Raw genomic sequence first — 15,229 nt, forward strand, 5'->3', positions numbered from 1 at the left:
TAGAGTTACATAAATTATACGTTATTTAGATTTTATTGTCAAAAATTCTAAGTTCATAAAAGCTAGACAAATGTTTAAATTCCAACAAAACTAGCTCATTTACTTATAAGCACAAAAAAGCTCTAAGAAAATTCTTAGAGCTTTAGTACCTTATTAGGATTTCTTATTTTTTTGCATTTTATAAAGAGCAAACGCTGCTATGATTAAAACTATTAGCCAAATAAGGACACTATCTATCCCAGTTTTTACATAGCTTGTTGAATTTCTATCATTTCCAGCGTTTTGCCAACTAAATAAGCCATTCTTTTTATCATCATATCGGTTATTTGTCGCTGGTGATTTTACACTAGCTGCATTTGAGTCTTCTTCTCCATCTCTTTTATTTTTGTTAGAAGCATCATCACTATCGCTCTCACTTCCATTTTTATTATCAGAAGGTGTCGTTTCTGTTTGAGCATCTTCTTTATTAGAATTTTCAGATTCATTTTTATCATCTATTGGTTTTTTAGGGTCATCCGGATTGTAAGGAATATCTGGGAAAATTTTGTCCCACCACCATGGTTTTTCTATTGGTGGTTTTTCTACTGGTTTGTCAGGATTTGTTGGATCAAATACTTTTCCTGGATATAAGATATCCCACCACCAAGGCACTTCGGACCTTGATTTATCTATAGGTTTATTAGGATTATCTGGGTCTGTTGGATCTATTGGCGGATTTGCAGGATTAAATTCTATATCAGGATTTAATTGATCCCACCACCATGGTTTCCTATTTTTATTTGCTTGTTCATCTGTACTCTCATTTGGAGTAGTTGGATTTTCTGGTTTGCTTGGCTCATCTGGGTCCCAAGGCCAGTTTGGCCACCATGGAAATCCTCCTGTATTGGTATCTCCTCCACCATTATCACCAGGTGTTGGTGGATTATTTGGGTTTGGTGGATATACTGGAGGCCATTTATCATCGTTTGGATTGGTTGGCTTAGATGGATTTATTGGTTTATTAGGATTTTCTGGATCCTCAGGCTCTGTTGGATAGATTGGAGTATTATTCTCATTTCTATCTGGATTTGTAGGATCTGTCGGCTGATTTCCCTTATCTGGTTGATAAGGACTGTCTGGATCATTTGGTTTTACTGGATTATTTGGGTTAAATGGATGATAAGGGTTGCTAGGATTTACAATACTTCCATCATTTCTATGAATATGCGGATCATTATTTACAAATCTAATTTTAGCACCCTTGCCAGTTTCTAGATTATCTTTATCAAAATTAGCTTCATTATAGGCAAAAACACTTGTTTTTAGACCATCACTGCTATTTTCTACTATAAAAACTAATCTATAAGCTGATTTATCAAATGTAACTGTTCTACCATTTTCCTCAAAATCTTCATTGTCTTGGCTCACTATATATTCATATCTACCTACTTTATCAAAGTTAGGTTCATTAAAATAAACTATATAATCCCCACTATATTCAAAGCTTGCAACAGTTGGTTTTGGTGCATTATCTTGTGGTTTGATTACAACTTTTGCTTTATGAGGTGAATTGGCCCATTTTTCTTCGCCATACATCCACTCTACACCTATAGGAATATTTATCTGGCTATCAGCAGATGTTTTTAAAAATGGCATGACTACAAGTAAAGCCACAAATATTAACTTATATATTTTTTTAAATTGCTTCATTTTAGTCTCCATTCATAGGTCTAAGTACGCCTAATAATACTGTCCTACCATTTGTAGTTGCCTTTTCACATGTAGATAAGGCTATTATTCTATCATTTCCTATATTTATATCACGCTCGTGAAGCTTGGTTTTTCTAGCATGCTCGATAAGAGCTTGCCTACCCTCCATGGTGTTTGTTGAGGAAGGATTAAATATTACTGGATCATAGGCATCAATTTTGCTTACCATAAAAATTTCTATACGATAAGTTTCTTTTGGTAGGAAAAGTGTACCAATTTTGTGTTTATCAAAGTACTTTTTGTCCTCAAAAAGCACGACATCTCCAAACATTCCTCCTCGTTCCATATGGTGGCCATATAATAGTGAATATGGATCTTTAAATTCTTTATTATTTCTGTAATCTAAAAATATAGAACCACTTAAGGCGAATTTTTTGTAAACATCCTTATTTATGTATTCCATATTGTCCTCTCCTTGGACAACAGGGTGGTCAATGTTTGTATCATCAATAGTAACCCAAGCTACTACATCTTCATTTATTTTCATCAAGTCCCAAAGAGTAGGGTTTTCTCCATCTTCAGTAATTTGAGGTTTGTATTTTAAAAGCTCATCACCTGCAAAACCACCTCGAAATAGCATATATGAATTCCAAAGGGAGTAGCCTGCAAAAAGCATTACTAATATTAAAATTATTGCGACTATACGGTCAAGTATTTTCTCGCCTATACGAGATATATTTGCTGCTGTTTGCAAATTGCTTACTCCTTTCTTTGGGTTGGATTTAAATTGTTAAGCTTTTGATAAGGGTTTTGGTATATAAAAATAATGTTAGTTTAGGAGATCCTTCGATTTCATTCGCTACGCTCATTACACTCAGGATGACATGCCTTGCTTGCAGGAGGTGTAAATAATAAATGGATTATAAACTTCATTTATAAGCTAAACCGCCACTCTGAGAGGAATGACGATAGATATATGGAGTCGAATGTATCCCCAATTTTATTTTATAGCCGCACGGGCTTATTGGTAGTCCCTTCCCGGGACTAGGGGCCGTTTTAAATCTGGCGGGATTTTAATTTTTGATATTTTTTTTAATTATTAAGCAAGTTCTTCTTCTTTATCTCTTTTGAAGTATACAAAGAAGATAACTCCTGCTGCTGCGATTGCTAATACGAATGGTGCGATGTTTTCGATAAGACCTGTTGGTGTATTTGCTGTACGGCTGTTTGTCCATGTGATATCTTGATTATTTCCATTTACTGTAGCAGTTACTCCATCAGTTCCTAGTTCAGCTTCAGATACATCTGTATTTGATGCTGAAACTACATAACCACCGTAATTATTTGAATCTGTTTCTTTAATTGCTATAGAATCTCCAGCTGCAAGACCTGTTAAATTGATTATAGTTCCATCTGTAACATTATTTGTTAGAGTTATTACTGTTGAACCATTTTCGCCTGGGGTTACCCTAGTAGGTGTTGCTGTGTCTGAAGTTTCTCCTACGTAATAACCTATAGAATTATTTGTAGTTCCCTCTGCTGGAGTTACTGTAATTTCGAATGTAAATTTGTCAGATTTATTTGATTGATTACCAGTGATTGCTTTAGCAATAGTTAAGTTCTCTTGTGAGAAAGTATTTTCGAAAGCTAAATCAGCTTTTTGTCCATTTTCAGATACTATGAAGTACTCAACTTTTCTATCTTCTCCATCAGTAGTTGTTACAAATGCATCAACAGTCATTGTGCTAGGATCTTTTGTAATACCAGCTATATTTGTATCATTTTCAGTTATTTCAAATCTGTAAACACCTGGCAAAAGATTATTAACAGTTTCCTGGTTTATATTTAAGTCAAGCGATCCTTTTGTTTGTCCCGCATCTATTTTCAATTCACCATCGTTTTGTCCTTCATTTTTTAATGTAATGAAATTTGATGCTGGTCTAGATGTATAACCTGTATAAGTATTTGCTTTTATATCTACAGGGGTTATTGTAAAGTTAAATGTACCGCCACCAAAGTAGTTACCACCAGTGACAGTTTTTGTAAGAGTTGGTTTTGTAGTTGAAGCTTCTGTACTTCCAGGGGTTCCACCATTTATTGGTCCTGTGGCTGCTGCAAATGCACTACTTGCAAATGTTCCAAATGATAATGTTGCTGCTAGTGCAACACCTGTTACTTTTTTGAAAATATTGTTTAAATTCATTTATTTTTCTCCTGATTTTTATTTTTCCTGATAAAAAGTGACTCTTTATTTAAGAAATCTTTCGACGCGTTCCGCTTGCTCAGGATGACAAGTGGTGTCTAAATTATTGATTTTAACTTATTTAAAAGTTTGATCTTCTATAAAGGGCAAATACTTTTCCCTTTATCTCTTCTTTTTCTACCGAGCCAAAGTATCTACTGTCCTTGGCTCCTCTTCTCATATCTCCTAGGGCGAAAACTTCATTTTCTTTTAATTTAAGTGGGAATTTGATTTCTTCTGTTGTTTCATCATATTCCCCCGTTGGGTAAAAGATATTTGTTTCTGCTTGATATGATCCATTTACAATCAACTGTCCTTCTTTGGAAATGTCTACTTCATCTCCTCCACTTGCTACTAAACGTAGCGCGTAGTTTGCATCATTCTTACCTACCACTACTACATCACCCACATAGAAATTTCTATCAAGTCTGTAGTACATTAACAAATCACTAGGTACCATCTTTGGAAACATGTCGTCATTATAGACTACAAAAAATCCAAAAATAAAAGTGAACAACAACCATAATACTAGAATGATTAGTAATAGTTTTTTAAAAAAACTTATAATTGCATTTTTATTTGAGACATCAACTCGCCTTTGTCTGATGATTTTATTAACATTTGTAAAATCGACAAAATCTCGCGAGGTTTTACTATCCGCATGAGCTACTTTTATCTTTTCACTCATTGCTATTCTCTCTTAATGCTTTTATTTCTCTATTCTTATCATCTAGTAGAGTTTCATATTTAATCTGTTGGTTTTTGAAAGCCTCGGCATAGAGGTCTGAAAGCTTTTGAACTTTTGCCAGCACATCAGCCTCAGACACCCCGCCAATAGTTTGCTTTTTAAATTTAACTTTGCTTAAAAAATCTTCAACTTTTTCTAATTCATTCATCAATACCCCCTGCTAGTTTATTTCTTTTATATAATCTATATGCAAAGGCCATGCTAGCTAGCGCAAGCATAAGAGCCATAGGGGCTATGTCATCGATTAGGCCTGTTGGTGGCGGTATGGGTTGAGATTCAAATATGACATCTATATTTTTATCTAGAGAATTTAAAGTAAAAACATTGCTATTATAGACTTCATCTTTATACTTATATTTTACCAATCGATCAGATAATGACTCAATACTTATATTGCTTCCATAAGGAATTTCAACATCGACTGATGCACCATTTTCTATTGTATAGACCTTTTCATAAGTTTTACCTTCTAAGGTATATTTTACTTTGAACTGGGTATCCTTATTTGTGATGTCATCTCCTGTGACATTATTTTTTATAGTCACTTTGTATTTGTCTCTCTCCCATATACCATAGAGAATGTTTGGCATATTTTCATCTGTTATCATTACTTCTTGGCCGGGCTTAAAAATCTTTCCTTTTGTCGAATCTTCAGTTGTAGACCATCCTAAGAATGTAAACCCAGTTGAATTTGTAGCTCTAGGCTGTGGTAATTTTATGATGTCATTATTTCTTAAATCTTCAGTTGGTCTATTATCATTTATACCGTCTGGTAAATCTGATGGTTTATTTCGAGATTCATAAACTATATCATCTAAATTACTACCATTTGGGGCGATTTCTTTAAGTGTAAGTGTTGTAACCCTGTACTCATTAAATATTGGCTTAAACATAATATTACCTATTACATTTATTATATCACCTGGTCGGTAGATTTTATTTAGCATATTTGGATCTTTTACACTAGTAAATTCTGAATTTTTATCTATAACCCAACCTTCAAAGACTTTATCTTTTGGCATTGATAGTTGTTTGCCAGTTGGATTATCTTTATCAGGTGGGAACCTATACTCATTATTTACATATGGTGGTATTACTATGGCTTCAGCATTGTTTACATAGTCGTTTGGGTCTGTGTAGATATAGTCGGTGCCGCCTTCTTGAGGAGCCTTGTACTTGACTCTATAAATTTGTGATAGAGGTCTTATATCATTTCCCTCTGGAGCTACCCATACTGGATATAAGTATATATCACTAGTTACTGGATCTGCGAAGTTATATTCTGTCAAAATCCCATCTATAAATGCATACCATCTAAGTTCAGAACCTGGGGTATTTTGAGCTATCGGTGGCTTGTCAGCAATTAGTTTGCTTTTATCAACTGTGCCACCCTCTTTTATTCTTTGCTCTATTACGCCAGCTGCGGCGTTATTTCTTTGTTTATAAGCTGTGACTGTATATGTTGGTAAGTCCCATTTAGCATAAAACTTCAAATCATTGTCTGGCATTGTCAACTTACTAAAATCAACCGGATTGCCAGCACCAGATGGGTTATCATACCATCCAGCGAATACTTTTTTGTCAGCATTTGTTGTCTGCCCTTTGACATAGTTAGGTGGAGCATATTGGCCTAAGTTACTAGCATAAGGGACGTTATTTATAATGATATCTGCACCACTACCATTTGTGGAAAAGGTCAAGGTGTGGGTGTTTCTTTTATAGAAAACCCATACTTCTGGTACTTCTGACTCTCCTCCGTTAGCGTGAGTCTTGCTAGGACTTGCTCTTACAAGACCTGGTCTTTCAACGTATTGGAAGGTAAAGCCAGTTATTTTCTCACCACCATTGTAGCTTTGTAATCCTGAGTCTAGTAGAGAAGATTGTTTATCGAGTCTAATAAGGGCATTAGTATCAACATCAATAAATCTTACATTCCATTCATTGCTCCCTTCTGGCCAAGCTCTTAAGGTGTAATCTTTTTGGGGCATTTCAATAGGATATGATACAGATTGTCCAGCTACACTGTCCTCTTTAAAGGTATAGCCTCCACCTAATCTCGTTTTCGCAAGGTTAAAGTAAGGACTTGTATCTGCACCCCATTTAACATTCTCTTTGACTATATCGTTAGTAAATGGCCATACACCTGTAAAGATTCTGTATACAAACTTCTTTCTTTTATAGTAAATGTTTATCTCTGTTCCATTGTCACCTCTGATAACCCTAGAGGAATCTGCGTGATCATAAACCATTCCTGCAGCATTTTGATCTCTACTAGGGAGTTGATAACTGCTAGAATCTTTGTTAGTATATGTTCCTGCTACAGCATTTCTAGTTTCACTCATGAATAAGGAGTAACCGTCATCATTAGGATTTTCCCTCAAATGGTTAATAGTAAACTTTACATTCAGTGGAGCATAAACTGCATAGAGGGTAGTATCTTTTGTAATTGGAGTGTTAGGATTAAACTGGCTGCCACCAATAGAAGTAGACCAATATCTAAACTGATAACCAGGTTTGGCAGGCTTAGTTAAATCACTTAATTTTACTTTATCGCCACTATAAACTATTTGTTTATTTACATGGGTACCACCTTGGGAATCAAAGGTGACTGTCAGTGCTTTTTTAAATACTGCATATAGGTCAAGTTTAACGAAATTGTCTGCGCCCTGTACACTTTGGATATAGTCCTTTGTAATTGGAGTGTTAAAATCAAAAGCTGTTCTTCCTTCTGGCTTTGTAGCCCAGTGTGAGAATACAGTTCCGCTTTCTCCTGGTAGTACTGGTACATCTTCTGTTGTAACCCTACTACCTAGTGGTATTTCCTTAGTAGATAAGATTTCATTTACATAACTTATACTGCCATCACTATTTTTAACTTCTTTTCTATCTATAAAGTTGATATAGGCAACATCTGGATATTTTCCCTTTAGGTAGATGATTTTAGGAGAAGATTCTGTGACAGTAACTGGCTTTTCAAAGTCAAACTTCTTTCCAAAAGTATCTGTATCGATATTATAATAATGCCAGCCTTCAAACTTACCCTTATAACTAAAGATAGGTAGTTCTGGTTCAACTAGCTTTTCACCATTTCTAATTGTTTGGGTATCCCACACTTCTCTCTCGTTATTTTCATTTCTATTTAAAAATACGAAAGTGACAGCGCGAGCATCTGGATCTGTAACGGCGTATATGGAGAAGCTATCAGCCTTAAACGTTACAGTGTCATTTATCTTTTTATCTACTACAACTTTTTCTTCAGGGGCAAATTCATCTTCCTTATGGTAAACTTCTACTTCACTAGCTTTTCTTATTTTTTGATTTGTGATTTGAACATTGATGTCATTTCTTTCGCTGACTTTATATTCCTTATCATTTTCATCAAAGATTGTTATATCGTAAGCTGCTAAGATTTCTTTACCTTCAATTTCAATCTCTACTGGATATGCTTTTACTTTTGTATATCCTGGAAGGTCACCTGAAAGTTTTATTCTTGTTCCATCGTTTGATTTTTGGCTATAAGTCTTATCTGTGTATATATCCGCTAATACTTGTTGATAGGTTAGTTTTTCTTCTGTCTCTTCTTCTATTTTATTAGTTTCAGATTTTTTTTCGGATTTTTCGTAATCTTCTTTACTCTCAGACTCATTATCAATAGTACTTTGTGGATTTTCTTTAGAATCCTCTTCCTTTGATTCCGCTTCAGCTTTTATTTCTTCAAAATTTTCACCTTTTGGAAGTTCTTCAGATTTATTTTTAGATTCTGAATCTTCTTCTGTGTCTGAACTTTTTTTAATAGTTTCTTCTTTGTCAGATTTATCTGCTTTTAAATTTCCAGCAATAACATCTAAAAAGTCTTTTTTCCAATCTATTAGTTCTAAATTATTAGTTGGATTTGGGTTTTCATTAATAGTTGCTGGAATTTCTTTTTGATTTATTGAACTTGTTAAGCTATCTAAGATATCTTTTGGATCTTCAACTTCCTTTTCTTTTGATAACTCATTGTTTAATTCTTCTTCATTATCTTGATTAGTTATAAATGGAGATTTAACTTCTTTATCTTTTACTTGATTTGTTAAAGTTTCCTCTTCTTCCTTTTCGATATCTTTTGCAACGGCAAACTCATCTGCTTTGCTATCTAGCTTTATTTGATTGGAAAGTTTTGAAAAATCATTTATTTCAGTGAATCTTAAATCTGCTTCATCTTTTTTATAGAAGTAGACTTTATCTAAGTTTCTTAATTTACTTGACTTAATTTCGATTTTATATTCATCATTAGAACTTTTATCGTATAAGTTGTCATCTTTATCAAATATTTCAAAACCAAAAGCTAAGACATTTTCTTTTTCCATGTCTGTAATAGCATTTTGAATTTCATAGGCTTTTATGGTGCCATTTTCTGGCATATTACCTGTGATTTTGATGTCGATATCTTCACTGCTTAATTTTGTGTAGGAACTGTCTTCGTATAAAGTTGCGCTATCAGATTTTTTAACTATTTTTTCTATTTCTTCTATTTCTTCTGTTTCTATTTGTGGTGTGTCTGATGTTGCTTCTTTATTAGTTTCTTCTTCTCGTTCTACTTGTATTTCTGATTGTTGTTCTTCAGTTTTTGTATCAACTGGAGTTTGCTCTTTAACTTCTTCAGTTTTTTCAGGAATATCAAGTTGAGTGTCGCTAGTTTCTGCTGGCTTCTCATCATCTTTTACTTCATTTGTACTTTTATTCATTATGGAAGTATTTTGTTCTACATCTGCACTTGCATATGATTTACTCGCTGCAAGAGGCGCAATAGTAGATGATACTAACATTGAAAAAGCCATTATTGCGGACATTAACTTATATTTCAAACTTAACAGTCCCCCTTTCTTTAACTTTTAGCGTTTTGTTATTAATATATATAAACTAACTTTAAGTTTATTTTAAATTTGATATTATTACTATACTGTTTACTCTACATATTTCAAACAAAATTTATAATTTTAGAAAATTTTTATTATGTCAAAAGATTGGAATATCAACATTTATCTAGGAAATCATTTACACTAGCATTTTAGTCAGAATTAAGATTAATACTTTACAAATATACACTAAAAATATGCTTTGTCATCTCTTTTCTATATAATTAGCAAAAAAATAAAAGCCCTTTATAAAGGGCTTTTATTTTTTAGAATAGGCAATATTTACTTTCAGTCTTCTAACAAATCTAATGAGAGTTAGGATAAATAATATTGTACCAAGTATGGCAAATATTAGTGTTGCTATTCTTGTGATTTTAACCATATTATCCGTTTTACCATTTTCTTCTTCATTTTGACTTGCTGGCAATTCCTTGCCTGGAATTTTAAACTCTTCTGCAATTGCACTTTCGTCTCGATAGCCGTTTACAAGAAGTCTGTTTGGTCTAGGTGGTAAAAACGGACTACAGGTCATAAGGGTTATGATATCTTCATCTCCACGTGGAGCAAGTTTATCCCAATCGTAAGGTCCTATCACCTCTTTATCTTTAACTACATATCGCATAGTCTCTTCAGCACGTTCTATATAAATATAATCTCCTGGCTGGAGCTGATCAATATATAAAAACATAGTATCTGTCCACCATCCTCTGTGGCCTGCTATAACAGATCTTGTTCCCGCACCTCCAATTGGTATAGACGTCCCGTCTACTTGGGCTACTCCTAGAGAAATGTGATCAAGGGTTGCATCAAGATATAAAGGCAAGTGTTTATCGAGTTTTGGTATAGATAAATAAGCAAAGGGTGTATTAGTTTGGGTAAACTTTTCGTATCTAGTTTCATAATCTTCTGCTGTAAATGGGTCTGAAACAGTGATGTCAGAGTTTTTTACAATTTCATTGTATTCTTTAGCATTTTCTGTTTCTTCTAAAACTTCTTCTTCTGACCTTTGGGCTTGGACTTTTTCAAAGTTTTTTTGGGAGGCTATGGCTGAGTAATCATTGTAGCTTCTTCTAATAAGGGGAACTGTTACAAAAAGCAAACCAAAAAGGATAAGTAAATATCCTATGGCACTACTTTTTGTAAGTTTTAATCGATTCTTCAATAGTTTTTACCTCCGTACTTAATGTATTTCTTCTTCTATGTTCTCTTATTACAATTATTATTAAAACTGCAATAACTGGTAAAAGAATTAATGATAATTGTAAAAAGTCAGGTGCAAGCCTCTTACTATTTGCCACTCCATCATCGATTGCCTCTTGGTAAGGAATCCTATGTCCTCTTACCAAAAGCCTGTGAGAATTTATCATATATGGTGTACAAGTCAAAAGAGTTGCATAATCGTGACCTTCTTCTACCATAACCGGGCTAAAATCTGATGGGTCAATTACCTGAATTTTATCAACTTGATAGGCTAGGGTGCCTTCAAGGTTATGGATATAAAAAACATCTCCCTCTACAAGTTGATCTAAGTTTCTAAAAAGCTTAGCATTTGGCAGACCCCTGTGACCGGTAATAACCGCATGGGTATTTTTTCCCCCAATAGGTAGAGATGTACCCTCCAAGTGGCCTAGTCCTTTTTCTAAAACTTCATCAGTTGTACCTGCATATATGGGTAAATCTTGCCCTATCCTAGGAACTTCCAAGTGACCTAGCATTTCATTTACTTCAAGCATCCTTGCATATTCTGCACGTCCTGCCTTTTCTTCTTCAGTAAATGGGTCGGATAAACGTGATGGATCCAGCGTGTCGTTGTAGGCACGGGCTAAGTCCATACGTCTTTTGACTTCTTCTTTGTCTATATCTTCTGTTTCTTTGCTAAATTCTACAACCTCACTGCCAGACTCTATTTCATAGTATTTCTGACTTATCAAGGGATATGCAAATATCAAAAGACCTACAAGAAAGATAAGGTCAAAGGGAAGATTTCTCTTTAGCCTTTGTTTCCTATTCATTTATCTCACCATTTGTATTATCCTGATTGCTTGAAGTATTTGTATTTCTCATTTGTTCAAACATATCAGATCCATTTTGGTAAGAAGGATAGCCACCATTGTAGCTTCCATTCATAACGATATTCTTTAAGTTTTCTTGTTCTTTACGTACTTCTTCAAGTCGTTTATAGTAGTCCTTATTTTCTTTTCTTAATTTTATAAGCCTAATAATAAGGACTAAAATCAAGAATAGGGCTACGAAAAATAATATTCTAAACATCCAGTTCGCTCTATTCGTCCTAATTAATTCTTCATCTACCGCAGGTACATATGGCACCCTGTGGCCTCTTACTATCAGTCTGTGAGTGTTAATCATAACTGGTGTACAGGTTAAAAGTGTCACATAGTCATGACCTGGTGCTACTACTAATTCTGAGAAATCAGATGGATCTATAATCTTTATTTGATCAACTTGGTAGGCCATGACCCCTTCAATGTTGTGGACATAAAATTTATCCCCGATTTCTAGCTGATTTAAATGGGTAAAAAGTGTTGCCTCTGGCAAACCTGAGTGAGCAGTTAAAACCGCATGAGTGCTATTGCCCCCAACTGGGAGGGAAGTTCCCTCCAAGTGGCCTACACCTTTTTGTAAAATATCCTCACTAGTACCAGCATATATTGGCAAGTCCTGGTCGATTCGTGGGACTTCTACGTGACCAATCATTTCTGCTACTTCTAGCATACGAGCATATTCTTTTCTACCCTCTTCTTGTTTTTTGCGAGTGTATGGATCATCAGCAATCTCACCAGATAAGGATTCATTGTAAGCATAAGCTAGTTCCATACGTTTTTTAATTTCTTCTGTAGATAAGTCTTCTGTACCAGCCTTAAAGGTGTCTACCTGATCACCTGAGTCTATACGATAATAAAGCCTATTTATTAAAGGATAGAGCATTATGGCTATTCCTAGTAAAAATACTAATCGCCAAGCCCACTTTGATGCTTTTGACTGAGGTTTTTTCTTCTTTTTTACCTTTTTATTTGGATTTGACTTCTTATCTTTGGGTTTTTCTTGAGTTTTATTTTTTTTCTTAAAAGCCATAGCGCCTCTCGTTTTCATAAAAAAAGGTGCTTTTGCCTAAGCACCTTTGAGCGGGTTTAATAAATAATCTTATGTTTTCCGCTTTTATTAAATTCTTTTAACTAAAATTTAGTCAAATTATTGTAATGGAACGCGTCCAATTTGAGTTTTTTCTTCTTTTCTTACTATATGGATACCAAATAAGATCATTGCTAAACCAATAGCTATAAATACCAATATTCTAATATCTCCTGTTTTAACAAGAGGTCCCCTTGGCACTCCTGGAGTATCTTTTGGTACGTAGTAAGTTTTGGGTGGGCTTACTACCGGAGGAACTGTGGTCCTTGTTGTTGGTGGTGTAGTTGTTCTTGGTGGGGTGGTTCCTGGAGGACTAACCACTGGTGGTGTTACTGGTCTATCTGGATTTCTCTTATTGACAATCATAATTGCTTCTGCATTTGCAGAATCTTTTGAAATTGTAAACTCAATTGGATTCACATCTAGGATGTAACCTGTAGGAGCTACTGTTTCTCTAAGGACATATTTGCCGTAAGGCAGGTTTTCTACCTTAAACTCACCGTTATCCCCAGATTTTACTGTATATCTTTTTCCATTTACTTCGTATGGAGTTTGTTTGCTATCCTCTCCTACTTTATAAAGGGCAAAAGTTGCTCCTGCTAATCTCTTTTGTTCTTTGCTGTCATCTACTTTTACAAAATTATATGACCCATAAGGATTATTTGGTGTTGGTGGGCTAACTGATGGTGGAGTTACTGGTCTGTTCTTCATAGTATCACTAGAATTTTCACGGTCTAGTCTATTTGATTCTTTGCCACGGTTTTCAGCTAGGTTATAATCTTTTTGCGGTTGATTTTCTCTAAAGAAGTATTCCCCTTCTGGTAAACCTCTTACATTGATTTGTCCATCTACACCTGTATAAAGTTGATATTCTATTTCTGATTCTGCTAAATCATCTCTAAATTCATATAATCCAGCCTCACCCTTCACTCCTACACGTTCTGTTGTGGTTTCTAGGGTGTTATCCTCATTTGCTTTTGTTATTACTTTAAATAATTCAAATCCAACTTTATCAATTGGATTATTTGTAATGGAGTCTACTTTGTTAAGTCTAAGCTCGATTGGTCTTGGATTTTTGAAGTTTTTTACTTCAACAACCCTATTTTTGTTAACTGGATAATTGTTATCATTGTTTATAACATATCCATCAAGTGGTTTTACCTCTCTAAATACATAAGTATTTGCTTCTGCAAGCTCTGGTAAACCTTCTATTGCTATCTCACCTTTTTCATTAGTTGTAAATGTGTCAGTATATTGGTTGCCAATATCATAGTTGCCATTTTCATCTTTACCAACTGGTGTAAGATCCTTTCCTGCTTTTACATACAGTCTAAACTCTACCCCAGCAAGATCTTCATTAGTATTTCCATCTACCTTGTGGAGACCTATGGTAAATCTTTGACCTTCTTTTCTATTTACAACTTCTACAGTGCGGCCTTCTTTAGAATTGTAGGTAAACTCTTTGGTATCTCTTTGATCTTCATTGATTACATAATCTTCAATAGTTTGGATTTCTCTAAAGAAGTAGTCACCATCAGGTAAATTATTAATTTCAATCTTACCATCTGCATTGGTTACAATGTCTGAATCACCTTGGTTTTCATTATAAGCATAAACGCCATCCGCAGTTTTTTCTAGATTTATTACTTCCTCTTGGCCATCTTCATTTTTTCTTAAAAGATTAAAGATAACACCTTCTAAGTTGATAGATTCTAGATTTTCATCATCTGTAAAAGCAATTTTATGTAATACTAAAGGTATTTTTTTGTTTTGTTCAGTTTTTACATTTATTTCTTGTACATCTGCTATACCTGCTTGGATATTTGTGGTTGTACTGGTTATTCTATATTCGTGATTTTGAGCTGATTCATCAGTTTCTTTTAAAAGGTATGCACCTGGTGTTAAGTTTGTTAGAGTAATAAGGTCTACTGTTTTTCCATCTATTTCTTCTACTTTTGATGTTACAAGTTCACCTTCTTGTTCTAGTGCATTTGAGACTTCAGCTATGCTCATGGCTTCATAATCTTTACGTTTAGCTACTAGCTCACTTTCACTAAGTTCATCATCACTAATTTTAAATACTCTTAGCTCACGCGCCGGACTATTTTCATCAGCATCCTTACCATTTCTAGGTATTTTTATTGTAAGATGACTATTGCCTGTAGCTTCATTAGCACTAGCAGCATGTGAAACTGGCGATATGATTGCAGTAAGCACCATAAAAAGGCTAAGCAATCCAGCCATCAAGCTGTATTTTTTCTTCCTTAACATATTAACTCCTATCATTAAAAATTTTTATAAAATAATTTCACATAATTTTAAGTAGACTTATTCAGTTATATTATATCTTAATCTCTACTATTATACAATGAAAAAGCCCTATAGTTTAGGCATCTTGTTAGAAAATTACTATAACTAAAAACTTTGTTAAAACTCATCTTAATGTTTTTCTTTATTTTTGATTAGTTATAACTTATACTTGTAAACCCTAGTATTCTAGTA

10 protein-coding genes are annotated in these 15,229 nt (G+C 34.2%); all 10 read right to left on the reverse strand.

Annotation, left to right across the window (positions count from 1 at the left end; all coding sequences use genetic code 11):
- Window positions 1-153: 153 nt before the first annotated feature.
- A complete protein-coding gene (locus ACCQ40_RS00500) occupies window positions 154-1,689 on the reverse strand; it encodes a hypothetical protein (RefSeq protein ID WP_410032162.1) in 1,536 nt (511 codons plus the stop codon).
- A gap of 1 nt (window position 1,690) precedes the next feature.
- Window positions 1,691-2,443: a class B sortase gene (gene srtB / locus ACCQ40_RS00505; RefSeq protein WP_410032163.1), complete on the reverse strand. Its 753-nt coding sequence runs from the start codon at window positions 2,441-2,443 to the stop codon at window positions 1,691-1,693.
- A gap of 345 nt (window positions 2,444-2,788) precedes the next feature.
- Window positions 2,789-3,892, reverse strand: coding sequence for a DUF7601 domain-containing protein (locus ACCQ40_RS00510; RefSeq protein ID WP_410032164.1), 1,104 nt, complete (start codon window positions 3,890-3,892; stop codon window positions 2,789-2,791).
- A gap of 121 nt (window positions 3,893-4,013) precedes the next feature.
- Window positions 4,014-4,619: a signal peptidase I gene (gene lepB / locus ACCQ40_RS00515; protein WP_410032165.1), complete on the reverse strand. Its 606-nt coding sequence runs from the start codon at window positions 4,617-4,619 to the stop codon at window positions 4,014-4,016.
- Window positions 4,612-4,827 carry a hypothetical protein gene (locus tag ACCQ40_RS00520; RefSeq protein WP_410032166.1) on the reverse strand — a complete coding sequence of 72 codons (216 nt, stop codon included), beginning with the start codon at window positions 4,825-4,827 and terminating at the stop codon, window positions 4,612-4,614. The genes lepB and ACCQ40_RS00520 overlap by 8 nt, the downstream gene beginning before the upstream one ends.
- Entirely contained in the window at window positions 4,820-9,526 is a 4,707-nt protein-coding gene (locus ACCQ40_RS00525; RefSeq protein ID WP_410032167.1) for an InlB B-repeat-containing protein, read from the reverse strand. Before ACCQ40_RS00525 ends, ACCQ40_RS00520 begins: the two co-directional genes overlap by 8 nt.
- Before the next feature lie 310 nt (window positions 9,527-9,836).
- Entirely contained in the window at window positions 9,837-10,739 is a 903-nt protein-coding gene (locus tag ACCQ40_RS00530; protein ID WP_410032168.1) for a class C sortase, read from the reverse strand.
- Window positions 10,708-11,589 (reverse strand): class C sortase, encoded by an 882-nt coding sequence (locus tag ACCQ40_RS00535; RefSeq protein ID WP_410032169.1) that lies wholly within the window; start codon window positions 11,587-11,589, stop codon window positions 10,708-10,710. The genes ACCQ40_RS00530 and ACCQ40_RS00535 overlap by 32 nt, the downstream gene beginning before the upstream one ends.
- Complete coding sequence (locus ACCQ40_RS00540) at window positions 11,582-12,688, reverse strand: class C sortase (RefSeq protein WP_410032170.1); 1,107 nt, start codon at window positions 12,686-12,688, stop codon at window positions 11,582-11,584. Before ACCQ40_RS00540 ends, ACCQ40_RS00535 begins: the two co-directional genes overlap by 8 nt.
- 99 nt (window positions 12,689-12,787) lie before the next feature.
- Window positions 12,788-14,998: an MSCRAMM family protein gene (locus ACCQ40_RS00545; protein WP_410032171.1), complete on the reverse strand. Its 2,211-nt coding sequence runs from the start codon at window positions 14,996-14,998 to the stop codon at window positions 12,788-12,790.
- Window positions 14,999-15,229 lie beyond the last annotated feature (231 nt).

This window comes from Anaerococcus cruorum (assembly GCF_046365495.1).
Lineage (GTDB): Bacteria > Bacillota > Clostridia > Tissierellales > Peptoniphilaceae > Anaerococcus > Anaerococcus cruorum.

What these genes read in the sequence shown, in the direction of transcription:
- lepB (WP_410032165.1), bottom strand. Translation starts at nt 4,619, where the DNA reads ATGAGTGAAAAGATAAAAGTAGCTCATGCGGATAGTAAAACCTCGCGA.
- ACCQ40_RS00500 (WP_410032162.1), bottom strand. Translation starts at nt 1,689, where the DNA reads ATGAAGCAATTTAAAAAAATATATAAGTTAATATTTGTGGCTTTACTT.
- ACCQ40_RS00520 (WP_410032166.1), bottom strand. Translation starts at nt 4,827, where the DNA reads ATGAATGAATTAGAAAAAGTTGAAGATTTTTTAAGCAAAGTTAAATTT.
- ACCQ40_RS00540 (WP_410032170.1), bottom strand. Translation starts at nt 12,688, where the DNA reads ATGAAAACGAGAGGCGCTATGGCTTTTAAGAAAAAAAATAAAACTCAA.
- ACCQ40_RS00510 (WP_410032164.1), bottom strand. Translation starts at nt 3,892, where the DNA reads ATGAATTTAAACAATATTTTCAAAAAAGTAACAGGTGTTGCACTAGCA.
- ACCQ40_RS00545 (WP_410032171.1), bottom strand. Translation starts at nt 14,998, where the DNA reads ATGTTAAGGAAGAAAAAATACAGCTTGATGGCTGGATTGCTTAGCCTT.
- ACCQ40_RS00535 (WP_410032169.1), bottom strand. Translation starts at nt 11,589, where the DNA reads ATGAATAGGAAACAAAGGCTAAAGAGAAATCTTCCCTTTGACCTTATC.